Raw genomic sequence first — 24008 nt, forward strand, 5'->3', positions numbered from 1 at the left:
TCGATAAGCCGGGTGCGGAGCCGAGTTTGCTTGGGTTTTGCCGAGGCGGGAAAAGCTGCATGAATTAGGAACGGAAAAATATGTTGAGAAAAGGTATCTTGGTTGCGGCGCTGGCGTTGCTCGTCGCAGGGAGCGTCGCGGCGCAGAAACGGCAGGTGATGCTCGACAAGGTGGTGGCCGTGGTGGGCGGTTCGTCGGTGCTGGCTTCGGAGGTCGACGATTATGCCGCGCAGCTGGTCCGCCAGCGGCGGCAGGAGGGCTACACCTCCGACCGCGACCCGCGCAGCGAGGCGCTCGAAGCGCTCATGACCCGCAAGCTGCTCTACAACCAGGCGCTGATCGACTCGGTCAAAATCAACGACGCCGCCATCGTGTCGGCCGTCGAGGAGCAGGTGCAGCGCATGGTCGACGAGGAAGGGTCGATTGCACAGCTCGAAGCCAAGCACCACATGCCCGTCTTCACCATCCGCGAGATCATGCGGCAGCGCTACGAGGAGCAGGAGTACGCCAACGAAATGCAGCGCACCGTCGTGAGCAAGGTGACCATCGTGCCGGGCGAGGTGGAGCGCTACTACAAGTCGCTGTCGCGCGACAGCCTGCCGACCATCGCCGAGCAGTACGTCTACGCACAGATAACCAAGTTTCCCAAGTCGATGACCGAGGCCAAGCAGCGCACGCGCGAACGGCTTCTGGACATGCGCGGCCGCGTCATCACGGGCAACGCCAAGTTCGAGAACCTGGCCCGCATGTACTCGGTCGACCCCGGCACCATGATGCGGGGCGGCGAGATGCCCCCCTCGCGGCTGGCCGAGCTGGATTCGTCGTTCGCCGCCGCGCTGGAGAAGATGCGCCCCGGGCAGATTTCCGAGGTGGTCGAATCGCAGTTCGGGTTCCACATCATCCAGATGATCGACAGGCAGGGCGACTACTACCATTTCCGCCATATCCTGCTCAAACCCATCTACACGGTCGAGGAGCAGGCTGCGTCGCTCGACCAGCTCGACAGCCTGGCCCGGCAGATACGTTCGGATTCGGTTACCTTCGAGCGGGCCGCGCTGCTCCACTCCGACGACAAGGGCTCGAAGATGAACGGCGGCGTGGTGTCGAACAGCGACATCATGAGCTATTACAACGCGTCGAATCCCAAGCTCACGGTCACGAAGTTCCTGCGTGAGGATTTCGGCCATTTCAGAAGCCTGGACGACTACAACGCCCTGATGAAACTCGAACCCGGCGGCGTCTCGCCCGCGTTCCTCACCGAGGACATGCTCGGCAACAAGATGGCCAAAATCGTCAAGCTGGTCGAAATCATCCCCACGCACCAGGCGTCGCTCGAGGAGGATTACCTGCGGCTCGAAGAGATGGCTATCGCGGCCAAGCAGGACCGGGTGTTCCGCGAGTGGCTCACCAAGAAGATCGACGCCATGTATGTCTTCATAGCTCCCGAATTCCGCGACGGCGAGTTCGAGAACAAACACTGGGTCAAGTAGGTGCGCCGTTGGTTTGCCATACTTGGGGGGGCGGCGTTCTGCGGGGCCGTTTTTGCCGGTGGCGGGATGCAGACTGCGCCGCAGCCGCAGGGGCCGGCCGCGGGGTCGGCTCCGAAAATCATCGACCTCAAGTCCGACCTTTCGGGTCCGGTGGCTCCGGGCGATTCGGTCATCTTCCTGGTCGGCAACTTCGCCGCGCAGCATAACGGGGCGGTCATTACGTGCGACAGCGCCGTGCGCTATTCGGACAAGCGCATCGAGTTCTTCGGCAACGTCCTAATCAACAAGAACACCACCTACATCTACGGCGACCGGGCCGACTACAATGGCGAGGTCAACGAGGCCCGTGTCTATTCGCCCATCATCAAGGTGGTCGACGGCGACGCCACGCTCTATACCTACGAGTTCCGGTTCAATACCAAGGACAATGTCGGGTTTTTCGCAGGCGGCGGAGTGCTGACCAACCGCGAGAACATCCTCGAATCGGTGCGCGGCTATTACTATGCCGACACCAAGGAGCTGGTGGCGGTCGACGAGGTCGAAATGCGCAGCGACGAGTACGAGCTCACGGGCGATTCGGTGGTTTACAACATGGCCACCGACAACGCCTATTTCTTCGACCGGACCCACATCTGGAGCAGCGGGGGCGACTACCTCTATGCCGACCGCGGCGAATACCGCAAGGCCGACACCCTCTACCTCGTGACGCGCAACGGTTATCTGCTCACCGCCGAGCAGGAGCTGTGGAGCGACAGCATCGACTTCTACCGGGCGCAGAACCACGCGATTCTGCGCCGCGACATCCAAATCGACGACACCACGCACAAGGTGCTGGCGTTCGGCGATTACGGCGAATATTGGAAGCAGCCCGGCAACGCCCTGCTGACCCGGCGTCCGGCGGTCGTCAGCTACGACCTTTCGCAGGGCGATTCGCTCTTCATGCGGGCCGATTCGATTTGCCTGTATACGTTGCCTTGGGTGGACGACGCGCCCAAGGAGGAAGCCGGCACGAAAGCCGAAGTGCGCGATTCGCTGTCCGCCCGTCCGGGTGCGGACGAAAGGAACGGCCGCCCGAGCGTGGAGCCGGCGCAGCCGGTTCCGACGACCGATTCCCTGCGGCATGAGGTTCTGGCCGATTCGCTGGCGGCGGCCCCTGCGGTCGATTCGCTGGTGGCCGACAGCGTGGTGCTGACGTCTGCCGAGCGGAAAGCCCGGCTCAAGGAGGAAGCCCGCAAGGCCAAAGAGATGCGTAAGAAAGAGGCCGCGGCCCGCAAGAAAAAGTTGTTGCAGGAAATCGCGGCCAAACGGCAGGCCAAGGCTACGGCCAAACTGCTGGCGCAGAAAGAGCGCGAGGAGGCGCGGCTGGCGGCCCGCAGGCTCAAGGCCGAATCCAAGCTGCGCGCCCGGCAGGCCCGGGCCGCCCGCAGGGGAAAGCCCATTCCGGTGGATTCGGCGGCCCTGCGCGAACTCGAACGGCAGCTGGCCCGCAGCCAGGCCGAGCGCGATTCGCTTTTCAGACTGCTCTACGACGAATGGGTGATCGACAGCGCGGCCATGTTTGCCCCGGCCGACACGCTCGATTCGCTGCCCCCGGCGCACGACAGCATCTACCGCCTGCTCAAGGGCTACCGCAACGTCCGCATCTACCGTTCCGATTTCCAGAGCGTCTGCGATTCGATGACCGCCGTCAGCACCGATTCGACGCTGCATTTCTACATCGACCCCGTGCTGTGGAACGAGACCAACCAGATTACCTCCGAGGTGATGGATGTGTTCACCCGCAGTCAGCAGCTCGAACGGGCCGAGTTCGTCGGCAGTCCGATGATGGTCAGCCGGCTCGACAGCGTCTATTACAACCAGATCGCCGGCAAGGAGATGACGGCCTATTTCCGCGACAACGCCATCTGGCTCAACAGCGTCAACGGCAATGCCCAGACCCTCTATTTCAACCAGGACGGTCAGCCGCCGCAGGTGACCGAGCTCTTTTTCGTCGAGAGCGGCAGCATCAATTTCTATATCGACCAAAATCAGGTGGTCCGCATGGCCTGGTACACCGAGCCCCATTATTCCATCACGCCCATCGGCAAGCTGCCGCCCGGGCAGGAGCTCTATCTGAAAGGTTTCAGGTGGGAGGGGGCGCGGCGTCCGTCGCAGACCGACGTCTTCGACCGCCGCATCCGTCCTTCCGAGCGGCAGGCGCGGCAGGCGCTGCGGCATCCGCAGTTCCCGTTGCAGCGGCGCATCGAGGAGCACCGCAGGATGCTCGTCGCACAGCGGCGTTGGGCCGACCGCGTGGACCAGGTCGATCCGGCTACGGTCGAATGGATGCACGAGCTGGGCTTCGAGGTGGGACAGCCCCGCTCGGGCGGCCCGAAATTCTGAGACGGATTCCCGAACGGCCGGAATTCCGCCCGGCCGAACTCCCGGCGCGCTGAGCCCTGCCGGGGGCTGAGCGCTTCTCCCGAAACACAGGCTTTTCCGGCTCTTTTCGTGCGGTCTTTGCGGCGCGGAAATTGCTCGACGGCGCTTTATGCGCCATCTTCTGAAAAAATGGACCGACGCCCTGCTCGACGGGCTGGGGGTCGAATCGGCGGCCCATGACAGCTGGGACGTCTGGGTGGCCTGCGGGCTGGTCCTTCTCATCGTCACGCTCGTCGATTACCTGTTGCAGTGGACCGTCGTGCCGGGTGTGCGCAAGGTGGTGGAGCGTACGCGGACCAAGTGGGACGATACGCTTTTCAGCACGCGGGTGCTCAAATGCGGCTGCCATGTCGTCAGCGCCGTGCTGCTGGACGTGGTGCTGCCGGTGGTCTTCGACGAGAAATCCCACGCGCAGACGGTCATGATGCGCCTGCTCAACGTCTATCTCCTCGTTTCGGTCTTCCGGTTTGCCAGCGCGCTGATCTATGCTTCGTTCCATATCGTCGCGACGCGTCCGGCGTGGCAGAACAAGCCCATCAAGGGGCTGCGGCAGACGGCGCAGGGCATCGCGCTGCTTATCTGCGCCATTCTGGTCATTTCGATTCTGATGGACAAGTCGCCGACGCTGCTGCTGACCAGCCTGGGCGCCTCGGCGGCGGTGCTGATGCTGATATTCCGCGACAGTATCCTGGGCTTCGTGTCGGGCATCCAGCTCTCGGCCAACGACATGCTCAAGGTCGGCGACTGGATTTCGGTGCCCAAGTTCGGCGCCGACGGCACGGTGGAGGAGGTGTCGCTCACGACGGTCAAAATCCGTAACTGGGACAACACGATAGTGACCCTGCCGCCTTACCAGCTGGTGAGCGATTCGTTCGTCAACTGGCATGCGATGCAGCTTTCGGGCGGGCGGCGCATCGAGCTGTCGCTGCTCGTCGACATGACCACCATCCGGTTCTGCACACCCGAAATGCTCGACCGTTTCCGCCGGATCCGGCTGCTCGGCGACTACATCGACCGGACCGAAAAGGAGTATGCCAAGGCCAACGAATCGGAGGGTGTCGGGGCCGGGGAACCTTCCGTCAACGGACTGCGGCAGACCAATCTGGCGGTTTTCCGCGCCTACATGATGCGTTATCTGGAAGAGAAGACTTCGGCGCGCCGCGACATGAAGCTGACCGTGCGGATGCTTCCGCCGACCGATACGGGCGTGCCGCTCGAACTCTATTTCTATACCACGTCGATTTATTTCGCCGATTACGTGCAGGTGGAGCTGGCCGTTTTCGAGCACATGCTGTGCGCTTTGCCCGAGTTCGGGCTGCGGGCGTTCCAGTCGCCCTCGGGCGACGACCTCCGCGCATGGACCCGGGCGGCGGAAGCCCTTAGAGCGTCAGCATCAGCACAATCTGAATGATGATTACGCGCAGGAACATGCAGACGGGGTAGACCGTGGCGTAGGAGACCGACGGGTTGTCGCCCTCGATGGTGTCGTTGGCGTAGTCCAGGGCCATCGGGTTGGCCATACTGCCGCAGAGCAGTCCGGCCACCGAACCGTAGTCGAGCCGGAACAGCCGCAGGGCGAGGGGCGCCACCAGCACTACGGGTACGAAGGTGAGCAGTACGCCCGTGCCGAGCCACAGCATCCCTTCGGGCCGCATGACCGTCTCGAAGAAGTGCGCCCCGGCATCCAGCCCCAGGCAGGCCAAATACATCGAAAGTCCCAGCGCCCGCAGCATCAGGTTAGCGCTCTGCGTGGTGTAGGTTATCATGTGGAGCCGGGGGCCGAACGTGCCGACCAGAATGCCGACGATGATCGGACCGCCCGCGAGCCCCAGCTTGACGGGTACCGAAATGCCCGGTATCGCCACGGGGATGCTCCCGAGCGCAAGGCCGAGAAACAGCCCGATGAAAACCGCCGCGAGGTTGGGTTCGTTGAGGCTTTTCACCGCATTGCCCAGTATCTTTTCGACGCTGCGGATGGCTTCGGCTTCGCCCACGACCGTCAGCCGGTCGCCCAGCTGAAGCCGCAGGTCGGGGGTGGCGAGCAGCTGCACGCCCGAGCGGTAGACACGGCTGATGTTGATGCCGTAGTTGTTGCGCAGGCGCAGCGACGCCAGCCGTTTGCCGTTGATTTCGGGCCGCGTCACGAGGATGCGCTGCGAGATGAGCTGGTTGTCGACCGAGTTCCAGTCGATGTTTTCGCTGTTCCAGTCCTTGTGTTCCTGCTCGCCGAACAGGAGCCGCAGGGCGTCGGCTTCGTCGGGCCGGGTGATGGCCAGCACGATGTCGTCCTTTTCGAGGGTCTTGTCGGAGGTGGGAATCGAAACGCGCCCGTCGCGCCACAGCCGCGAGACGACGAAATGGCGCTGGCTCTCGGCCGCCACGTCGTGCAGGCTCTTGCCGAAAAGGGCCGGATTGGTCAGCCGGTAGCTGGCGATGAAGACGCTGCGGCGGTGTTCGGCGTCGGGGCCCGTCAGGTCGGAGGGGCGGACGAATGCCCTGCGGACGAAAAGTAGGGCCAGGATTACTCCCACCACACCCATCGGGTAGGTGAGGGCGCAGCCCAAGGCGGCGCCGTTGGTCTCCTCTCCGAGCAGTTGGAGCGTCTGCTGGGCGGCACCTAAGGCAGGGGTGTTGGTCGTGGCGCCGCACAGAATGCCCGACATGCTGGGCATGGGGATGCCGAAAGCGTAGCTCAGCCCTACGGCGGCTCCGGTGCCGAGCGCGATGACCGCGATGGAGGGGAGCAGCAGGCGCACGCCGTCGGCGCGCATCGAGCTGAAGAACCCGGGTCCCACCTGCAACCCGAGGGCATAAACGAACAGCACGAGGCCGAAACTCTCGACGTAGGCCAGCATCGCCGGGTCGATCGTCAGTCCGCAGTGTCCGGCCAGAATCCCCACGAAGAAGATGAACGCCGCTCCGAGCGAAATGCCGAAAAAGCGGATTTTGCCCAGCCCGATGCCGACGAGCGAGATGAGCGAGATGACCATCACGGCTTGCAGGGCCGAGTGTTCGACGAGTATGGTTCGGAGCCAGTCCATCGCGGGTGCGTTTTATGGCTGCAAAAGTAACCCAATTTTTTTATTTTCCCAGCGTCAGGGGTTCGCCGCGGTAGTAGTCGAGGATTTTCTGACGGAACACGAATTCGTAGCGGGCCTGCGCCAGTTCGGCTTCGGCTTTCTGCATCCGGGTCTTGGCGTCGTTGAAGTCGAAGAGGGTCGAGCGGCCCGCTTCGGCCTTGCGCTCTTCGTAGGCGAAAGCCACGCGCGCTGCTGCCAGGGCTTTCTCGGCCGCACCATATTTGGCGTAGGCCGCATCGGCGTTGACCCACGCCTGTTCGATTTCCCTGCGCAGGGTCTGTTCGGCATTCAGCAGCGCAAGTTGCTGGCTGCGCACCGAAATCTTGGCCGTGCGGACGTTGTTGCGCGTGGCGCGGCGGTTGAAAATCGGTATGCCTAAGGAGAGCCCCACGAATTCGTTGCGGTTTTTGGCGAACTGGGGCGAGAAATCCATGTCCATGGTGCTGTATATGCCTGTGCCGAAGCCGCCGCGCAGCGAAAGCGTGGGGTAGAGGGCCGAGCGGGCGATGCGGACGGCGTTTTCGGTGCTTTCGAGCCGCAGCCTTTCGGAGCGGATGTGAGGGCGGTTCTGCGCCGCGTAGTCGTAGACCGCATCGGCCGAGCCCAAGCGGCGCAGCGACGCAAGCGCGATGCTGTCGAGCCGGGGCACCGCGATGTCGAAGCCTGCGGCGCTCTCGCGGTTGAGCGTCTGGCTCAGGTCGAGCAGGGCAAGACTGAGGTTGTTGCGGGCCTGCGTGAGCGCAAGGAAGTCGTTGGCTTCGAGCGCCTGGCTTTCGTAGAGGGCCGATTCGGGCTGCCTGCCTGCGTCCACCAGTTCGCGGCTGCGGGCCGCCTGCCGGCTGCTCAGCGCCAGCTGCCGTTCGGCCACGCCGACAAGTTCCTTGTTGTAGAGCACTTCCAGATAACGGGTCATGACCCGCACCGCCACGTCTTCGCGGATGCGTTCGAGGTCTTCGGTGGCGGCGGCCAGGTCGAGTTTGCCGCCCTTGATCCGGCGGTTGATGCGCAGCCCCTCGAACAGCGGCATCGAAGCCGAGAGGTCGAACGAACCGGTTTGCAGCGTCTCGTTCCGGCGGACGTTGTCGGCCGAGGTGCCGCGTCCGAACGACGCATTGTAGCCGACGGCGGCGTTCAGGTCGGGCAGCCGGCTGAAGCGCGCCGTGGAGAGTTCCACGCTGCGCCGTTCGACGGTCAGAGCCTGCTGCTGCACTTCGATGTTGTTCTGCTGGGCGTGGCGGATGCACTCTTCGAGCGTCCACGGGGCGCCGGGCCCGGGCTGCTGGGCTTGTGCGGCGGCTGCGGCCCACAGCGCGACGGTCAGAATGAACTTTTTCATGGCCTACTTCTCTTTGACTGCCTGTTTGGCGCCGCGGACCCGGTCGTTCTCGCCGACACCCTCCGTAATCTCCATGTCGATGCCGTCGGAGAGACCGACGCCCACTTCGCGGCGCTCGAAAGTCTGCTCCTCGCTCCCCTCGGGGCTGGTGAGGACCTGTACGTAGGATTTGCCGCCGTCGAATTCGACGGTGCTTTCGGGCAGGGTGAGTACCCCTTCGCGGTTCTCGATCATCACGCTGGCGTTGGCGCTGTATCCGGCCCGCACGAAAATCCCCTCGGGGATGCTCACGGCGGCTTTGACCTCGAACATGATGACGCCGTTGTCCTCGGTCGCCTTGGGGGCCACGTACTCCAGTTCGGCATCGAGTTCGACATCCTGCAAGGCGCCGATGGTCAGCCGCACGGGCATGCCGCTGCGGAGTTTGCCCACGTCGGTCTCGTCGACTTTGCCCTGGAACTGCATGTTGGTCATGTCGGCCACGGTGGCGATGGTGGTGCCGTCGTTGAAGGTGTTGGCCTGGATGACCGAGTTGCCGACCTTGATGGGCACGTCGAGGATCATGCCGTCGATGGTAGAACGTATTTGCGTGTTGCTCAAATCCTTATAGCGCTGGGTGATGCCGTTCTTGACGATTTCCATGTTTTCGCGGGCATTGCGCAGTTCCTCCTCGGCCTTGGCCAGCGTGGCGCGGCTCTGCTCGTACTCCTCGTCGGAGACGACCCCTCTTTCGTGGAGCACCTCTGTGCGGTTGTGCTCGCGGCGGGTCTGGGCAAGGGCGATTTCGGCCACCGAGACGCGCGATTCGGCACTCGACAGCTGTCCCATTTCGGGCACAACCTTGACCGTGGCGATGATGTCTCCCTTGCGCACGCTCTGTCCCGCTTCCTTGCAGACGGCGGAGACGATGCCCGAAATCTGGGGCTTGATAAGCACTTCGTCGCGGGGCTGTACCTTGCCCGTGGCGATGACGTACTGCCGGAGGGTGTCGAGCTTGGGCTGCACGATGGCGTAGACCGTCTTCTCGGGGCGGGTCTTCTGCCACAGAAACCAGAACGTGCCGAGCAGCAGCGCCGCGAAAAGCACGCCCGAAAGGATTTTGAGGAATTTTTTCATAGCCGTATCCGTTTTGTTGTTGTCTCTATTCTTCGCGTATGGCGTCCACCGCCTTGATTTTCAGTGCCCGAAAGGCCGGAATGACGCCGGCCAGCAGACTGCCGGCGCCGATGATGGCCAACGCCAGCAGGGCGGTGCCGAACGACACCTGCCACGAGACGTCGGCCCCCTCCTGCGCCACGACCACCGCCTGGTGGTAGGCCGAATCGGCCACCGAGAGCAGTCCGACGGCGGCGGTCAGCCCCAGCACGCCCGCAATGAACGTCAGCACGAAACTTTCGCTCAGTATCTGCGAGAGGATGGCGCCCGGAGGGGCTCCGATGGCGCGGCGGATGCCGATTTCCTGCGTCCGCTCCTTGATGGTCACCAGCATGATGTTGCTCACCCCGACGATGCCCGCCAGCAGGGTTCCCAGTCCGACGATCCAGGTCAGCAGCCTGATGCCGCGCGTGACGCCGCGGAACTTCTCGATGAACTCGGCCACGGCCATTATCCAGGCCGCTTTTTCGTCGTCGGGCGCGATGATGTGCCGGGCGAAGACCGTCTTCTTGCAGACTTCCTGCAAGGTCCGGCTGTCCACGTCGTCGCGTCCGGCGACGGCAAGCATGTGGACCGTGTTGCCGAAGCCGAAAAGCTGCTGCACGAGGGTGGCGGGCAGTACGACCGTGCGTTCGACGTTGCTGAACGAAACCATTGAGCTCTGCCGCTGCTGGACCCCGACGACCGTGAAATAGGCGCCGCCCATGCGGATCATCTGGCCCGTGGGGTCCTCGCCGCCCGGGAAGAGGTCTTTCCACACCTGCGTGCCGATGACGCAGACTTTGCGCTTGCGCTGGATGTCGATTTCGTTGATGTAGCGGCCGTAGATGATTTTTTCGGGGTTGATGAGCTGGTAGTCGGGGGTGTGGCCCATGACGCCGTAGTCGCCCTTGCGCCCCTGGCGGCTGCACGGGTGCGACCCGCCCCAGTTGAGCCCCGTGGCATAAAGCACTTCGGGAAGCTGCTTCACGGCGGCCACGTCTTCGGTTTCGAGGTTCCATTGCCGGTCCGAGGGCATCCCTTTGTAGGGAACCGACGTGCGGTTGCTCTGCATCAATACGAGGTTGGTGCTCATCGCTCCGATTTGGCGGGCGAGCAGCCGCTCCAGCCCGGCCCCGGCGCCCAGCAGCACGGTCAGCATGAAGATGCCCCAGAAGACGCTCAGCGCCGTCATGACGCTGCGCCGGCGGTTACGGCTGATGGTCTGCCAGATTTCGTTCCAGCGGTCGGGGTCGAAGAATTGCATGGCTGTCCTATTTGTTGTAGTGGAGTGCGTCGATGGTTTTGAGCTGTGCGGCCCGTCGGGCCGGGATGTAGCCGGCGATCAGTCCGGAGAGCACCAGCACCAGCGTGGCGCTGGCGGCTACCCCGATGTCGAGCGTCGGGTTTAGAAAGACCGTGGGACCGTCCGACACCTGCTGCGAGGCGACCAGACAGCGATTCACCGCTTCCATGACGGCGACGCCCAGTACCATGCCCATGTAGCCGAACGCGGCGGTCAGCATGACCGATTCGGTCAGAATCAGCCGCACGATCGACGACGGACGGGCTCCCAGCGCCTTGCGGATGCCGAATTCGGCGGTCCGCTCCGAGATGGTCACCAGCATGATGTTGCTCACCCCGACGATGCCCGTCAGCAGGGTCCCCATGCCGATAATCCACACGAACAGGTTGATGCCGCCGAAGACGATCATCATGCTTTTGTAGTGTTCCAGGGTGTTGTCGATCCAGAGGGCGCTTTTGTCGTCGGGGGCGAAGTCGTGTTCGGCCGCCAGCCGCCGGAGCAGCCGCTGCTCGAAATCGTCCATCGCCTTGTCGGTGTCGATGCCCTGTACGGTAATAGCTATGGTGTTTATCTCCAAGTCGTTGGCCTTGTAGATAAGTTGTCCGGTCGTCAGCGGGATGTAGCACGTGGAGTTGGTGCGCTGCGCATCACCCTTGTAGACACCCACGACCGTGAATGTCAGGCCGTCGAGTTTGATTTGCTTGCCTAACGGCTCTTCGTCCTTGAAAAGGAGGCGTTGCAGGGGTTCGTCGATGATGATCGATTTGCGGAAACGGCGGATGTCCTCTTCGTTGATGTAGCGGCCTGCCGCGAGTTCGATGCCTTCTATTTCGGCGGTTTGGGGCAGCGCACCGCAGAGGGAGGCGTTGGCGAACTTGTCGTTGCGGGTGATTGCTTGGGCGCTGTACCAGCCTTTGGCGGCTATCTTGTCTATTTCGGGGAATTCACGTTGCAGAATCTCCAGGTCGTTGATGTTGAGCCGGATACGGCGGCCTTTCTCGTAGCCTTTCCACGGTTTGGAGGTGCGCCCGCCGTAGAGGTCGATGGAGTTGATGGCGTAGTTGCCCAGGTTGGAGAGCACGCCGTTCTTCAGTCCGTTGCCCGAGCCCAGCAGGATGACCAGCATGAAGATGCCCCACGCTACGGAAAAGCCCGTCAGGAACGTGCGCAGTTTGTTGCGGCGGACCGAGGTCCAGATTTCGAGCAGCAGTTCGTTCATCGTCCCGGGTCCGTTGTGGTGATGGTGTCTATCACGCCGTCGCGCAGGCGGATGATGCGGTCGGTCTGGTCGGCGATGGACTGTTCGTGGGTCACGCAGATGATCGTCATGCCCAGGTCGGTGTTGACGCGCCGCAGCAGGTTCATCACCTCCTGCGACGTAGCGCTGTCGAGGGCGCCCGTCGGTTCGTCGGCCAGGATGATTTGCGGTTCGTTTATCAGGGCCCGCGCGATGGCTACGCGCTGTTTCTGCCCGCCCGACATTTCGTTGGGCAGGTGGGCCGCCCACTCCCGGAGCCCCAGCATGTCGAGGTATTCGAGCGCCAGGGCGTTGCGTCTGCGGCGCGGCACGCCTTGGTAATAGAGCGGCAGGGCGACATTCTCCATCGCGTTCTTGTAGCCGATGAGGTTGAACGACTGGAAGATGTAGCCGATCATGTTGTTGCGCGCTTCGGCCGCCTGTGTCTCGCTCAGATGGCGGATCAGCCGCCCGGCCAGGTAGTATTCGCCGCTGTCGTAGTTGTCCAGAATGCCCAGGATGTTCAGCAGCGTCGACTTGCCCGAGCCCGAAGCGCCCATGATCGACACCAGTTCGCCGCGGGCCACTTCGAGGTCGATGCCCTTGAGCACATGCAGCGGCGAACCGTTGTTGTAGGTTTTGTGGATTTGGTGCAGTCTTATCATGTTTTTTCCTGTTTGCGGTCGGGACCGGTGGCCGGTTTCCTCGTATGTCAACGGACAAATGTACGATTTATTGCTCGAAAAACAATTTATTTTTATCGAAAATCAATAAATTTTTACTCTTTTATCGGATTTCGGTCCTCGACAGCGCCATAATCCGTCCGGCAATGCCTTGTTGGCGCATCTTCGCAGGCAGCAAAAAAAGAACGGCTCCGAGCCGTTCTTTTCGGTAAATGATAAGTGAAATGTCATTCTGAGCGCAGCGAAGAATCTGTTTTGCGAGATGGATTCTTCGTCAAGGCTTTGCCTTTCCTCGGAGTGACAGGAATGAAATTCGGCTATCCTGGGCGCTTGCGGCCTATCCGCGCAGGTGGACGAACGAATAGCCGAAGCGTTCGCAGGCGGCGCGTTCGAGTTCTTCGCGGACCGAGGGGTGGGCGATTGCAATCAGCGCCCGGGCCCGCTGGGCCAGGTTCTTGCCCCGCAGATGCGCCACGCCGTATTCGGTGACGATGTGCTGCACCATGTGGCGGGTCGTCACGACGCCCGCTCCGGGGCTCAGACGCGCACGGATTTTCGATTCGCCCTTGGGCGTCGCCGAGGGGATGGCGATGAAGGTCTTGCCGCCTTCCGACAGCGCACCGCCGTACATGAAGTCGTGCTGGCCGCCCACGCCCGAGATGATGCGTTCGCCGACCGAATCGGCGCATACCTGCCCCGTCAGGTCGACCTCCACGGCCGAGTTGATGGCCATCACGCGCGGATTTTCGCGGATGCGGAACGGGTCGTTGGTCCACGCCACGTCTTTCATCAGCAGGTCTTTGCGGTAGTCCATGTAGTCGTAGAGCCTGCGCGAGCCCAGCGCCAGCGACGCCACCGTCGTACCGGGCAGCACCTTTTTCTGCGAGTTGTCGATCACGCCGCTTTCCAGCAGCGGAAGCACCCCGTCGGTCATCGCTTCGGTGTGCAGCCCGAGGTGTTTGTGGCCTTTGAGCGCCGCCAGTACGGCGTTGGGTATGCCGCCCACGCCGATCTGGAGCGTCGCACCGTCGGGGATGAGTTCGGCGATGTAACTGCCGATGCGGGTTTCCGTCTCGGTCGGGGTGGCCGTGGGAACCTCCACCAGCGGTTCGTCGGCTTCGACCGCCGCCGCTATGCGCGATACGTGAATCAGTGCGTCGCCGTAGGAGAAAGGCATGTGCGGGTTGACCTGCGCGATGACCGTCTTGGCGCACTCCACGGCCGAGACGGCCAGGTCGGCCGAAACGCCGTAGGAGCAGTAGCCCTCCTCGTTGGGCGGCGATACGTTGAGCAGCGCCACGTCCACAGGCAGCGTGCCGTCGCGGAACAGCCGCGGGATTTCGCCTAAGAAAGCAGGTATCGTCTGCCCGTAGCCCTCGGCCAGCCAGCGGCGGATGTTGTTGGCCACGAACAGGCTGTTGACCAAAAAGGCGTCCTTGTATTCGGGGCGGCAGTAGGGGGCGTCGGCACGGCCTACGGCGAATCCCGAGTAGAGTTTCACTCCGGTGAGTTCGGGGCCCCGGGCGGCCATGGCGGCCACGAGCGTCTCCGGAATCGAGGTGCTGCCCTGGATGTAGACGCTGTCGTGGGAGCGGATGAGCCCTGCGGCTTCGGCGGCGGAAGTGTATTTCATGGGCGGTTATTCAAGCGGGTGGGTTTGTGCGAAGAGTGCAAGACGTTCTTCGAGCATGTCGAATTGTTCGGGGCGGTTCATCTGCGAGACACAGACGCGGATGCCCTCCTGGCGGCTGCCCGTGAGCGAAAGGGCAATGGCGCAGATGCCGTGCAGCAGCAGGTCGCGCAGCAGGTCCGAGCCGCTCAGCCCGGGGTAGCCGACCGTGTAGAAAAATCCGTCGCTGACCTCCTCGTCCCGGTCCTTGTCGTAGACGATGCGGAAACCGTGGCGCAGGAAGATTTCCTTGGTCCGGCGGGCTCGGCGGGCATATTCGGAAGTGTCTCCCACGAAGTCCAGCCGACCGTCGGCCGCCGCGTCGAACATGGCGGCCAGCGCATACTGCGCCGAGTGGCTCGTGCCCGACGATGCGGCGTAGAGAATCGCCAGCACGTAGGCTTCGCCCAGCCGTCCGATGCCGTAGCGCTGGCGCAGGGCGGGGTATTCGCGGCGGTAGAGGGCGTCGGAGATGGCCGCAATGGCGATGCGCTGCCCGGCATAGCTGAAAATCTTCGAGCCCGAAATCAGCAGGATATAGTTGTCCGTATAGCGCGCCACGGTGGCTTGGTAGGGCGGCTCGAACGGACGCCCCAGCGGCTTGCGGAAGTCCATGCAGAGGTAGGCGAGGTCTTCGATGACCACCGTGTCGTAGCGCGTGGCCAGTTCGCCGAGGGTGCGCAGTTCGTCTTCGGTCAGGCATATCCACGCCGGGTTGTTGGGGTTGGAGTAGACGATGGCGGCGATGCGGCCCGTCGAGAGGTAGCTCTCGATTTTGGGGCCCAGTTTTTCGGCCCGGTGTTCGTAGATGTCGAACGATTCGCTGCGGATGTTCAGCAGACTGACCTGACTGCGCTGGACCGGGAACCCCGGGTCGATGAACAGAATGGTGTCTTTCTGCGGGTCGAGCTGCGACGAGAGCAGGAACGCGCAGAAACTGCCCTGCATCGAACCCACCGTCGGGATGCAGCCTTTGGGGGCTATATCGACGTCGAGGAACGCCCGGACGAACCGCGACGCGGCGTTCTTGAGCGCCGGGATGCCGAACATGTTGGGGTAGAGCGACGCGACGCCCTGCCGCAGGGCCGCGCATTCGGCTTCGACCCCGGCTTCGTGGGGCGGCAGTCCCGGAATCCCCATTTCCAGATGCAGGAATTCGGTTCCCGATTCCTGTTCCAGCGTGCGGGCGATGTCGCCCGACTGACGGATGGTCGCCTGCGCGATGTCGGCGATCTCCATCCGCTCCAGCACCTCGCCGAGGGCCGAAGCGGGCAGCGGCAGGGTCTTTGTCATCCTATCTGTTTTTGGGCGTGGGCGTATCCGGCGCGGAACGCCGCGAGGTTCTGTTCGACGACCTGCTCTCCCTTGCGGGCGAAGATGTCGCGGATGCCTTGTTCCAGCTTCTCGACCGGGAGTTCCAGGAAGGGTGCCGCGGCGCCTAAGAGCGCCATGTTGGCCGAGCGGGGCGAGGCGGCTTCCCGGGCGATGGCTTCGGCGTCGATTCGGACGACATGGGGCCGGGCCGCGAGTTCGCGGGCGATGGCGTCGTCCGCCGGGTAGTTGTCGATGTTCTTGAACGGGACGGTGTTGGTCACGATCCATCCGTCGGCCGCGAGCCACTTCAGGTAGCGCAGAGCCTCCATGGGTTCGAGCGAAATAACGATGTCGGCGGCCCCCTGCGGAATCAGGTCGGAGCGCACCTCGTCCGACGAAATGCGCAGGTTCGACTGCACGTCGCCGCCGCGCTGGCTCATGCCGTGCACTTCGGCCTGCTTGATTCGGAGCCCTGCGTCGAGCACGGCGCGGCCGATGACCGTGGCTATCGAGAGGATGCCTTGTCCTCCGACGCCCGAAAGTATGATGTCCTTTTTCATTGTCGCTGGTGGTTGGGTGGGGCTATTTCTTGGCGGCGTGGCGCTTGGCCGTCTGGATGCACTCGCGGCGGGGAACGATGACCGACACGCCGTCGTAGGCGATTTCTTCGCGGATAAGCCGTTTCATCTCTTCGCGGTTCTTGGGCAGCGGCACCGTCACGCGGATGTGGGCCGGGTCGACGCCCAGCCCGGCGCATATCTGTTCCAGGCGTCCGGTGCCCGCCGAATCCTGGCCGCCCGTCATGCCCGTGGTGAGGTTGTCCGAAATGATGACCGTGATGGGGCTCCGTTCGTTCACGGCGTCCAGCAGCCCCGTCATGCCCGAGTGGGTGAAGGTCGAGTCGCCGATGACGGCGATGGCCGGGCGCAGTCCTGCGTCGGCGGCTCCCTTGGCCATGGTGATCGACGCGCCCATGTCCACCACCGTGTCGATGGCATGGAACGGCGCCAGCCACCCGAGCGTGTAGCAGCCGATGTCGCTGAAGACCTTGGCGGCGGGGTATTCTTCGCGGACCACTTCGGTCAGCGCCGCGTACATGTCACGGTGGCCGCAGCCTTGGCACAGGGCGGGCGGACGCGGTACGACGATTTCGCTCGGGGCGTGGGCTTCCAGCGGCGCCAGTCCCAAGGCGGCGCGCACGCTGTCGGGCGTCAGTTCGCCCGTGCGGGGAAGTTCGCCCGTGAGCCGCCCGCGGATTGCTATGGGGGTCGGCAGAATGCCCCGCAGGGCTTCTTCGACCACGGGCTGCCCCTCTTCGGCGACGAGCAGCGCCCGGCACTCGGCGGCCATGCGGCGAATCAGCGCCGCGGGCAGGGGATATTGCGAAATCTTCAGCACGGGATACGGCGCCCCCTGCGCGAAGTTCTCCATGACATAGTTGTGGGCGATGCCGCAGGCAATGATGCCCAGCGACTTGTCGGCCCCGTCGGTATAGGTGTTGAATCGGCTCGTTTCGGCTTCCTGCTCCAGCCGGGCGTTCTCTTCGAGCAGTGCTTTGTAGCGCACGCGCGAATTGGCCGGCATCAGCACCCATTGGCGCTTGTGCTCCGCTTCGGGGCAGTGCAGGGCGTTCTGTTCGCGTACGTCGGCCACTTCGACCACGGCGCGCGAATGGGCCATGCGGGTCGTCAGGCGCATCAGCACCGGGATGCGGTGGCGTTCCGACAGCCCGAACGCCTCCTGTACCATGTCGTAGGCTTCCTGCTGGGTCGAGGGCTCGAAGACCGGCACTCCGGCGAATTTGCCGTAGAAGCGCGAATCCTGCTCGTTCTGCGACGAGTGCATCGAGGGATCGTCGGCCGCCACGACGACCAGACCGCCGTTGGCTCCCGTCATGGCCGCGTTGACGAACGCGTCGGCCGCGACGTTCATCCCTACGTGCTTCATGCAGACCAGCGCCCGCTTTCCGGCGAACGACATCCCCAGGGCTTCCTCCATGGCGGTTTTTTCGTTGGCCGACCACGCGCAGTGGATGCCGCGCTGCGCGGTGAGCGGATGGAGCTGGATGTATTCGGTGATTTCGGTCGAGGGGGTGCCGGGGTAGGCGTACACGCCCGACAGACCTGCGTGGAGGGCTCCCAGCGCGAGAGCTTCGTCTCCGAGTAAAAGTTCCCGTTTTGCCATGTTTGCGGTCGGTTAGCTGTTTCGTACAAAGTTAAAAACTTTTAGCAGAAAAACCGCTTTCGGCAACAAAAAGTTAGCGATTGCGCCGATTTTCGGCAGAATCGTAGTTTCGGCGCGGGGCGCACAATCCTGTTATCGTGTCGTTGCTGTTGGTTATTACGCCCGACGTTCTGCGCTACTATCAGCGTTACCGGGTTTGTTCCGTGTCGTTGGACGAGGTTTGTTTCGAGCATCGCGAGCTGCTGCGGTGCGTTCGCGAGCACGACGAGCAAGGGTGCGTCGCCATGTTGCAACGCCACCTTAAGTCCATCCGCGAGTTCTCCCGCACCAACAACCAGGAGAATCATTTCCTCGAATGAGAAAGTCCCGGAAACATTCGTTTTCCGGGACTTGTGCTATTTCGCCGCTTGAAAGACGAACGGCTCGGCCGGGCTGAACTCTGCGCTCGTGTTCCCGGCATACCGTTTGCCCGAGGCCGGGTCGATCATCCCGACGGGAGCGCCTGCCGTGAAATCCAGTTCGTCGAAATCCACCCAGATAAGGAACGGATAGAGCACCGATTCGTAGTAGTAGACGCGGTTTTTCTGGTCGGCGACCGTGCGCCAGCGCGTCGACGAGATGTTCGGTTCGTCGGGCGTGCTGATGCCCAGCGGCACCGAGACGTTGCGGATGACGCTGAAGACTGACGCCACGGCCAGCCGCTGCTCGGCGGTTTTGGGAACCGCATCTATGTAGAACGAAGCCCGTACGAAACGGTCGGCCGCCCGGTTGGTGCCCGGCAGGAAAACGAGCCCTCCGATGCTGTTCCAATAGTCGTCGAGCGCCAGCTGTTTCTCGAATGCGGGCGAGTTGGTCATGACTTTGTAGGCGCGGTCGTGGTGGATGGCAAGTTTGCCGTCGATGTATTCAAATATGGCGCTGTCGCCCGTGGCGTCCGACACCGACAGATGGAGCGCTGCCATCCTCGTGCCGTCGGGCATCATGTCCGAAACCACGTCGAATTCGCCGCCCGAAAAGGCGGCCACGGCTTCGTCCACTGTCGCGAAGTTGTCCAGTACGTATTGCGTCCATGCCGAGACCGAGAGGGCCGGTTTGCGGCCGTCGTTCGCGGGGTATTCCGATTCCGCCAGCCACAGCAGATTCGCGGCCAGTCCTTTTTCGTTCATCCCGTCCGTCGTGCAGATGTCGTAGGCCGAGGTCACCACACTGCCGTATTTCGACGTCCATTCCAGCGAGTTCGCGCCCGCCGCTCCGTCGCGGCGCATGCCCCGCGGGAATACCCAGAGTTTGCTCTGCGGGTCTTCTTTCCAGTCCATCGTCCGGCCCGTCAGCGTTGTTTCTTCCGGGCCCGTGTATACTACTCTCGTGCACATTTCCGCTCTCGGTTCACTCCATGCCGCCGTCGCCAGCAGCAGTATCAGAATTGTTTTCTTGTTCATGTTCGCCCTTTTCGCAAATTGCGTGCTACACCTCTTCTTAGGGCCGGAGTTTTCGGATACGACACGAAAAAACCTCTTACATTGCTGTAAGAGGTTGATTTTGAGAGTGACACCGACAGGACTCAAACCTGTAACCTTCTGATCCGTAGGCATAATTCGGCTGTTTTTGCAAATTTCGTCCGATTTCTATGACTGTTTGTAATTGGCTGTTTTTCAGATGCAAATATAATTATTTTCTTTCATTTTGTTTTTGTCGATTTCTATTTATTTTGTAGTTTTGTGTATAAATTGTGTACCCGATTTCGAAATTTATACACAAAATGAATTACGCAAAAGACGGCATTACGGTGGCCGCGATGCTCGACACCGGTCACCCGAAGAAAAACGGACTGTATCCGGTTCGTATTCGGGTAACTTATGCGCGGGATCGCCGATATTATCCGACCGGTAAGGATATGACACCGGAGGAGTGGAATGTGTTGCCTACCTCGAAAGCCCGGCAGGCTGTCGCAGTCCGCAAGGACATCGAAAACAGCTATCAGATTGTACGGTCTGCCGTCGAAGAGTTGGCTTCGGCGGGCAGCTTCTCACTCGATGCTCTCAACGGTCGGTTGAAAGGGGCAGCGTCGGATACGGTAAATACGATGTTCCGGGCGAAGATAGAGTGTTTGCGAAAGGCTGAGCGTATCGGCAGTATGCTTGTCTACGATAACGTGTTGAAAGGATTGGAGCGTTTCTCTGGTGAGCATATCCGGTTCGAGGTAATCACGGTCGCGTGGTTGGACAAGTATGCTGCATTTCTGCACAAGGAGGGAAAAACACAGACGACTGTTTCGATACACTTGCGTCATCTGCGAGCCATCCTCAATGAAGCTCGACGTCTTGGCGTAGTCAAGGAGGCGCAATATCCGTTCGGCCGCGGTCGCTATGAAATACAAGCTGGTGAAGGACGCAAGCTGGCGCTTACATTAGAGCAGATCGGACAAATCGCCCGTTACGACGACGGAACCGACACCTCGGCTAAATACCGCGATTATTGGTTGTTTCTCTACCTCTGCAATGGCATCAATGTAGCCGATTTCGTGAAGTTGAGATATCGGGACATCGTGAACGGCGAAATCTGCTTCGTCCGGCAAAAAACAGAACACACTACCAAAACCCGCAAAGAGATTCGAGTTATTGTCACCGAACAGATGCGGGCCATTATCGACCGACGAGGCAATGCGCCAGCGCCGGAGCGATTCATTTTCCCGATTCTCGACGGGTCGGAAGATGCGATGAAACAAAAGATGAAAACGATGTATCTGACTAAAGCCATCAACAAACGGATGGCGGAAATCGGCCGTGTCCTCGGAATAGGCAATATCTCGACCTATACGGCCCGGCATTCGTTCGCTACGGTCTTGAAACGGGCCGGTGCCAACATCGCCTATATCTCCGAATCGCTGGGGCATCAAGACCTTAAAACGACCGAAAACTATCTCGCCAGCTTCGAGCGCGAGGAGCGGCAGAAAAATGCGGAATTACTCACGCAATTTTAGCATTATGGGACGGTATAAATACGATAAATTTTTAATGCAATTCTCATTAGAAACTCGTGAGGCAATTGCAAAAGAGTTGGTTGAATGTCATGGAGTCAATAGAGACGATTATGATTGGTGCAATATTGATATTCGAGTAAAAAAGGCTGATCATGCACAACGGCATAGATTCAAGGAGACTCTCGAAAAACTTCAAAATTATATGACTTCGGATGTTCTATTGTGCGATATGAATGGTAATGAGAGAGCTTTTCCTTTGTCGTCTTTTCCGGATGAAGAACGTGCTGTAACCGTTGGGCAGTTTTCAAAGATTACAGGACGTAATCGGAAAACGGTCGAAGACTGGATGCGCAAAGGATTAATCGTGCGGTTTGATTCGGGTATCGGGCCCAGAAAAATCGATATAGAAGCAACAATTGAAGAAATTTGTAAAAAATTATGATTTTTTTGACCGGTAAAAATAGGTTTTTACTGGTCAGCCCATTTACATTAGGTTACATTTAACTATTGTGTTGCCCAGTATTTATCTCGCTTTGCTGGGCATGCCGTTTACATTTATTGGCATTTAGTACTTGGTTATCCGCTATTTACGTTTTGGATTCGTATTCCTCACCTTTGCACTATCAACGTTGAGCAACCCGCTCGGCCGGCGGGAAATGTCAAATCGTTAAATAGTGTAAAGTTATGGATCATTCCGTAATTGTAACTACTCCAGCGCAGCTGAAAACCATCATCGACGAAGCGGTCTGCGCCATCATTCCGAAACTCGCTGACTTCCGGCGCAAGAACGAAGCCGTCGAAACGGACGGCATGACCGTTGAGAATGCAGCCCGGTTTCTGACTGAACAGGGCATCCCCACTACACGGTCTTCGCTCTACAATCTTATCTACAAAAATTCGATTCCCTATCGCAAGTTCGGACGACGTACGGTCTTCTCGAAAAAGGAGTTGCTTGTGTGGATTGACGAGCGTCTGACGCGTCCTGCGTTGAAGCGTTCGGAGGCCGCATTGCGGATTGCTCGAGGTGTTGAAAACAAAGGTCGTTCCGCGCATTCGTGCGGCACTTTTAAAATCGGGTAGTCTTATGGAAACCCTCGAAACGATCAAGCTCGATAAGCAGCAGGAGCTGGCCCGTTACCGTCAGCGACCGGATGCAAAACCTTATGTCATCAACAAATTGGAGGAGCAAATCAAGGCGTTGGAGAACTGCGTAGACCTCAACGACAGCGGCGTAGATAATCAGTTGCTAATCTTGTTGCGTGATACGATATGGAAAGCCTTGAATGTCGAGAACCGGGACGACGCATTGATTGTGGGCATGAGACTAACATCCAATCCCGAAATCAAGCGTATCGGATTGGCTGATTTAATCTATACCACAAAGTTCGACGACTCGCAAAAAGGGTTGTACGAATTGTTGGAAATCGAGGCGTGCGACCGCCGGGCCATCATTACACACAATCCGGCCGATTCTCCGAGTGTCAGGTATGCGTTCGACTTGATTCTCGAAGGTCTCGATCACCTCAAAATGTAGGCGGTATGGGATTCGTAGATGATTGTATCATGAGCAAGCCGGAGCAAAGCGCTAAAATCGACATTTCGGCACTTATTATCGACTTGTCCGAACGAGTGCCCGATCCGCAGCCGATCGTGCGAATTCGGGGTAATTTAATCGCTTCTCGGGGTAATGTCTCCGCCGTGGTAGGATTGGCCAAGTCAAGAAAGACTTTTTTGACGTGTGCCGTGGCTTCGGGCTTCCTTTCCGATTCGGAGTTCATGGGGTTCGATACGCCCGCTACGGGCAAGGTGGTCTATATCGATACAGAGCAGTCGAAAGCCCACGTCCATAAGATCGCCCGGCGGATTCTTCGGAGCATCGGACTACCCACTGACCGCAACCACGATAAACTAATCGTTGCGGCTCTGCGGGAATTGACGCCCGACCAGCGCAAGGAGGTTGCTTCCGAAATTCTACGACGGTATAAGCCCGATCTGTTGATTATCGACGGTGTGGCCGACCTCTGCAACGATCCCAATGACTTGCACGAATCCGAGGCTTTGACGTGCGAATTGATGCGATGGAGCAGTGAGTACGACAATCACATCCTTTGCGTGTTGCATAGCAATCCCGGCGGCGAAAAAGCTCGTGGACACCTCGGTTCGGCATTGCTCCGTAAGGCTGAAACGGTCATGCTCGTGAAAGCCGACGGCGATACTTCCGTCGTTTCGCCGCAGTATTGCCGCAACGAGCCGTTTTCGGAGTTCGCATTCCAGATCAATGCGGCCGGCCTACCGGAGTCGTGCGGTCTGCCGGCTCCTCAACCGAAAGAGGACGTATTCGCCGAGGTCATGGAGCGGGGAAAGGTCTATGCGCATTCGGAGCTGGCGGACTTGATTCGTGAACGGTTGAATGTAAAAGAGAGCGGGGCCAAGATGAAAATCTCCCGTGCTGTCAAGGCCGGTAATATCGTGAAGAACCAAGCAGGCGGTTATTACCTTCCGGGGTCGCAAGTCGAGGTTTCACAACCCGAGTTGCACGATGAACCTTTCTGAATATCTATGTCTCGTTACAGGCTTGTGGGAGGCGGGTCACAGTCACAACCCCTTATATAGGGGTGTGACTTTGTGACCCCACCCGCCCCAAACGGCTGGAAATTTTTCTTGTCCGATGTGCGCGCCCGCTCCGAAATCATCTGATTTTGGGGCGGTTTTCTTATGCTCACTCTGTTTGGATTCTCATCATATATCTGAGAAAAGAAATCAAGTAAAACTTAATTCTTTTCTTATGAAAAATGATTTAATTACGGACGACACTCCGATTGCTACGTTGACTGTAGGACAACTAAAAGAACTTTGGACTCTTTTTTGGTGCATCATGGAAAATCCGACCTCGGTTCAATCCTCGGACAAAGAAGTTATGAATCTCGAAAAGGTCGTTCGGTTAATGGGTTGCAGCAAGTCCACTATTTACAAATTGGTCCATCAGGGTAAAATTCCGTTTTGCAAACTTGATCGCGGCGGGCGCAAACTTTATTTCCTGCGGAAAGATATTCTCGACTGGTTCCAAAGTCAACGCATACCTGCCATTGAGCAAGAGGATAAAACGTGCGCCCGCAAATTATGCCGGAAATAGCCATGTTTCCCGGTTTCGTCGGCTTAAACGTCATGTGAGAG

General features: G+C 60.1%; 20 protein-coding genes and 1 pseudogene. 10 read left to right on the forward strand and 11 right to left on the reverse strand.

What is annotated here, in order from left to right:
• Nucleotides 1-80: 80 nt before the first annotated feature.
• The 3 genes from QVG21_RS07840 to QVG21_RS07850 all read left to right on the forward strand — a co-directional run bounded on the left by QVG21_RS07840 (nucleotide 81) and on the right by QVG21_RS07850 (nucleotide 5322).
• A complete protein-coding gene (locus tag QVG21_RS07840) occupies nucleotides 81-1490 on the forward strand; it encodes a peptidylprolyl isomerase (protein ID WP_287923804.1) in 1410 nt (469 codons plus the stop codon).
• On the forward strand, nucleotides 1491-3872 hold the full coding sequence (locus tag QVG21_RS07845) for an OstA-like protein (protein ID WP_287923806.1): 2382 nt from the start codon (nucleotides 1491-1493) through the stop codon (nucleotides 3870-3872).
• 148 nt (nucleotides 3873-4020) lie between these two features.
• Nucleotides 4021-5322, forward strand: a complete 1302-nt coding sequence (locus QVG21_RS07850; RefSeq protein WP_251214294.1) for a mechanosensitive ion channel family protein — start codon at nucleotides 4021-4023, stop codon at nucleotides 5320-5322.
• Here the strand turns inward: QVG21_RS07850 and QVG21_RS07855 are convergent.
• From QVG21_RS07855 to QVG21_RS07900, 10 genes are all read right to left on the reverse strand, one after another.
• The gene (locus QVG21_RS07855; protein WP_287923808.1) at nucleotides 5291-6952 is read right to left on the reverse strand and encodes a putative transporter; all 1662 of its coding nucleotides are present in this window, start codon (nucleotides 6950-6952) and stop codon (nucleotides 5291-5293) included. The two genes, QVG21_RS07850 and QVG21_RS07855, sit on opposite strands and share 32 nt — an antisense overlap.
• Nucleotides 6953-6992: 40 nt before the next feature.
• Nucleotides 6993-8327: a TolC family protein gene (locus tag QVG21_RS07860; protein ID WP_287923810.1), complete on the reverse strand. Its 1335-nt coding sequence runs from the start codon at nucleotides 8325-8327 to the stop codon at nucleotides 6993-6995.
• A gap of 3 nt (nucleotides 8328-8330) precedes the next feature.
• The gene (locus tag QVG21_RS07865) at nucleotides 8331-9443 is read right to left on the reverse strand and encodes an efflux RND transporter periplasmic adaptor subunit (protein ID WP_251214297.1); all 1113 of its coding nucleotides are present in this window, start codon (nucleotides 9441-9443) and stop codon (nucleotides 8331-8333) included.
• Between the two features lie 25 nt (nucleotides 9444-9468).
• The gene (locus QVG21_RS07870) at nucleotides 9469-10728 is read right to left on the reverse strand and encodes an ABC transporter permease (RefSeq protein ID WP_287923812.1); all 1260 of its coding nucleotides are present in this window, start codon (nucleotides 10726-10728) and stop codon (nucleotides 9469-9471) included.
• Between the two features lie 7 nt (nucleotides 10729-10735).
• Nucleotides 10736-11986, reverse strand: a complete 1251-nt coding sequence (locus QVG21_RS07875; RefSeq protein WP_287923814.1) for an ABC transporter permease — start codon at nucleotides 11984-11986, stop codon at nucleotides 10736-10738.
• On the reverse strand, nucleotides 11983-12669 hold the full coding sequence (locus tag QVG21_RS07880) for an ABC transporter ATP-binding protein (protein ID WP_287923816.1): 687 nt from the start codon (nucleotides 12667-12669) through the stop codon (nucleotides 11983-11985). Before QVG21_RS07880 ends, QVG21_RS07875 begins: the two co-directional genes overlap by 4 nt.
• Nucleotides 12670-13024: 355 nt before the next feature.
• Nucleotides 13025-14320 carry an acetyl-CoA hydrolase/transferase family protein gene (locus QVG21_RS07885; protein WP_287923818.1) on the reverse strand — a complete coding sequence of 432 codons (1296 nt, stop codon included), beginning with the start codon at nucleotides 14318-14320 and terminating at the stop codon, nucleotides 13025-13027.
• Nucleotides 14321-14326: 6 nt separating this feature from the next.
• Entirely contained in the window at nucleotides 14327-15649 is a 1323-nt protein-coding gene (locus tag QVG21_RS07890; protein WP_287923820.1) for an aminotransferase class I/II-fold pyridoxal phosphate-dependent enzyme, read from the reverse strand.
• Complete coding sequence (locus QVG21_RS07895; RefSeq protein ID WP_251214303.1) at nucleotides 15646-16230, reverse strand: indolepyruvate oxidoreductase subunit beta; 585 nt, start codon at nucleotides 16228-16230, stop codon at nucleotides 15646-15648. Before QVG21_RS07895 ends, QVG21_RS07890 begins: the two co-directional genes overlap by 4 nt.
• Before the next feature lie 22 nt (nucleotides 16231-16252).
• The gene (locus QVG21_RS07900; protein WP_287923821.1) at nucleotides 16253-17854 is read right to left on the reverse strand and encodes a thiamine pyrophosphate-dependent enzyme; all 1602 of its coding nucleotides are present in this window, start codon (nucleotides 17852-17854) and stop codon (nucleotides 16253-16255) included.
• 128 nt (nucleotides 17855-17982) lie between these two features.
• Here QVG21_RS07900 and QVG21_RS07905 point away from each other — a divergent pair.
• Nucleotides 17983-18213 (forward strand): annotated as a pseudogene (locus QVG21_RS07905) (FCD domain-containing protein); the annotation flags it as partial.
• A 36-nt stretch (nucleotides 18214-18249) separates the two neighbouring features.
• Here QVG21_RS07905 and QVG21_RS07910 read toward each other — a convergent pair.
• Nucleotides 18250-19293, reverse strand: coding sequence for a linear amide C-N hydrolase (locus QVG21_RS07910; RefSeq protein ID WP_502871767.1), 1044 nt, complete (start codon nucleotides 19291-19293; stop codon nucleotides 18250-18252).
• A gap of 320 nt (nucleotides 19294-19613) precedes the next feature.
• Between QVG21_RS07910 and QVG21_RS07915 the strand changes: the two genes are divergently transcribed.
• The 6 genes from QVG21_RS07915 (at nucleotide 19614) to QVG21_RS07940 (ending at nucleotide 23967) form a co-directional block, all read left to right on the forward strand.
• Complete coding sequence (locus QVG21_RS07915; protein WP_287923823.1) at nucleotides 19614-20834, forward strand: site-specific integrase; 1221 nt, start codon at nucleotides 19614-19616, stop codon at nucleotides 20832-20834.
• 4 nt (nucleotides 20835-20838) lie between these two features.
• Nucleotides 20839-21276: a hypothetical protein gene (locus tag QVG21_RS07920; RefSeq protein WP_251214307.1), complete on the forward strand. Its 438-nt coding sequence runs from the start codon at nucleotides 20839-20841 to the stop codon at nucleotides 21274-21276.
• Nucleotides 21277-21518: 242 nt separating this feature from the next.
• Nucleotides 21519-21914, forward strand: coding sequence for a helix-turn-helix domain-containing protein (locus tag QVG21_RS07925; RefSeq protein WP_287923825.1), 396 nt, complete (start codon nucleotides 21519-21521; stop codon nucleotides 21912-21914).
• A gap of 4 nt (nucleotides 21915-21918) precedes the next feature.
• Nucleotides 21919-22368 carry a hypothetical protein gene (locus tag QVG21_RS07930; protein ID WP_287923827.1) on the forward strand — a complete coding sequence of 150 codons (450 nt, stop codon included), beginning with the start codon at nucleotides 21919-21921 and terminating at the stop codon, nucleotides 22366-22368.
• Between the two features lie 5 nt (nucleotides 22369-22373).
• The gene (locus QVG21_RS07935) at nucleotides 22374-23387 is read left to right on the forward strand and encodes an AAA family ATPase (RefSeq protein WP_287923829.1); all 1014 of its coding nucleotides are present in this window, start codon (nucleotides 22374-22376) and stop codon (nucleotides 23385-23387) included.
• Nucleotides 23388-23619: 232 nt separating this feature from the next.
• Entirely contained in the window at nucleotides 23620-23967 is a 348-nt protein-coding gene (locus tag QVG21_RS07940) for a helix-turn-helix transcriptional regulator (protein ID WP_287923832.1), read from the forward strand.
• The last annotated feature ends 41 nt before the right edge of the window (nucleotides 23968-24008 follow it).

Origin of the sequence: Alistipes sp. UBA6068 (assembly GCF_949428155.1) — a bacterium.
Classification (GTDB): Bacteria; Bacteroidota; Bacteroidia; order Bacteroidales; family Rikenellaceae; genus Alistipes; species Alistipes muris.

Coding starts and splice junctions, on each gene's coding strand:
- QVG21_RS07840 (WP_287923804.1), top strand. CDS start 81: ATGTTGAGAAAAGGTATCTTGGTTGCGGCGCTGGCGTTGCTCGTCGCA.
- QVG21_RS07850 (WP_251214294.1), top strand. CDS start 4,021: ATGCGCCATCTTCTGAAAAAATGGACCGACGCCCTGCTCGACGGGCTG.
- QVG21_RS07855 (WP_287923808.1), bottom strand. CDS start 6,952: ATGGACTGGCTCCGAACCATACTCGTCGAACACTCGGCCCTGCAAGCC.
- QVG21_RS07860 (WP_287923810.1), bottom strand. CDS start 8,327: ATGAAAAAGTTCATTCTGACCGTCGCGCTGTGGGCCGCAGCCGCCGCA.
- QVG21_RS07865 (WP_251214297.1), bottom strand. CDS start 9,443: ATGAAAAAATTCCTCAAAATCCTTTCGGGCGTGCTTTTCGCGGCGCTG.
- QVG21_RS07870 (WP_287923812.1), bottom strand. CDS start 10,728: ATGCAATTCTTCGACCCCGACCGCTGGAACGAAATCTGGCAGACCATC.
- QVG21_RS07875 (WP_287923814.1), bottom strand. CDS start 11,986: ATGAACGAACTGCTGCTCGAAATCTGGACCTCGGTCCGCCGCAACAAA.
- QVG21_RS07880 (WP_287923816.1), bottom strand. CDS start 12,669: ATGATAAGACTGCACCAAATCCACAAAACCTACAACAACGGTTCGCCG.
- QVG21_RS07885 (WP_287923818.1), bottom strand. CDS start 14,320: ATGAAATACACTTCCGCCGCCGAAGCCGCAGGGCTCATCCGCTCCCAC.
- QVG21_RS07890 (WP_287923820.1), bottom strand. CDS start 15,649: ATGACAAAGACCCTGCCGCTGCCCGCTTCGGCCCTCGGCGAGGTGCTG.
- QVG21_RS07895 (WP_251214303.1), bottom strand. CDS start 16,230: ATGAAAAAGGACATCATACTTTCGGGCGTCGGAGGACAAGGCATCCTC.
- QVG21_RS07900 (WP_287923821.1), bottom strand. CDS start 17,854: ATGGCAAAACGGGAACTTTTACTCGGAGACGAAGCTCTCGCGCTGGGA.
- QVG21_RS07910 (WP_502871767.1), bottom strand. CDS start 19,293: ATGAACAAGAAAACAATTCTGATACTGCTGCTGGCGACGGCGGCATGG.
- QVG21_RS07915 (WP_287923823.1), top strand. CDS start 19,614: ATGAATTACGCAAAAGACGGCATTACGGTGGCCGCGATGCTCGACACC.
- QVG21_RS07920 (WP_251214307.1), top strand. CDS start 20,839: ATGGGACGGTATAAATACGATAAATTTTTAATGCAATTCTCATTAGAA.
- QVG21_RS07925 (WP_287923825.1), top strand. CDS start 21,519: ATGGATCATTCCGTAATTGTAACTACTCCAGCGCAGCTGAAAACCATC.
- QVG21_RS07930 (WP_287923827.1), top strand. CDS start 21,919: ATGGAAACCCTCGAAACGATCAAGCTCGATAAGCAGCAGGAGCTGGCC.
- QVG21_RS07935 (WP_287923829.1), top strand. CDS start 22,374: ATGGGATTCGTAGATGATTGTATCATGAGCAAGCCGGAGCAAAGCGCT.
- QVG21_RS07940 (WP_287923832.1), top strand. CDS start 23,620: ATGAAAAATGATTTAATTACGGACGACACTCCGATTGCTACGTTGACT.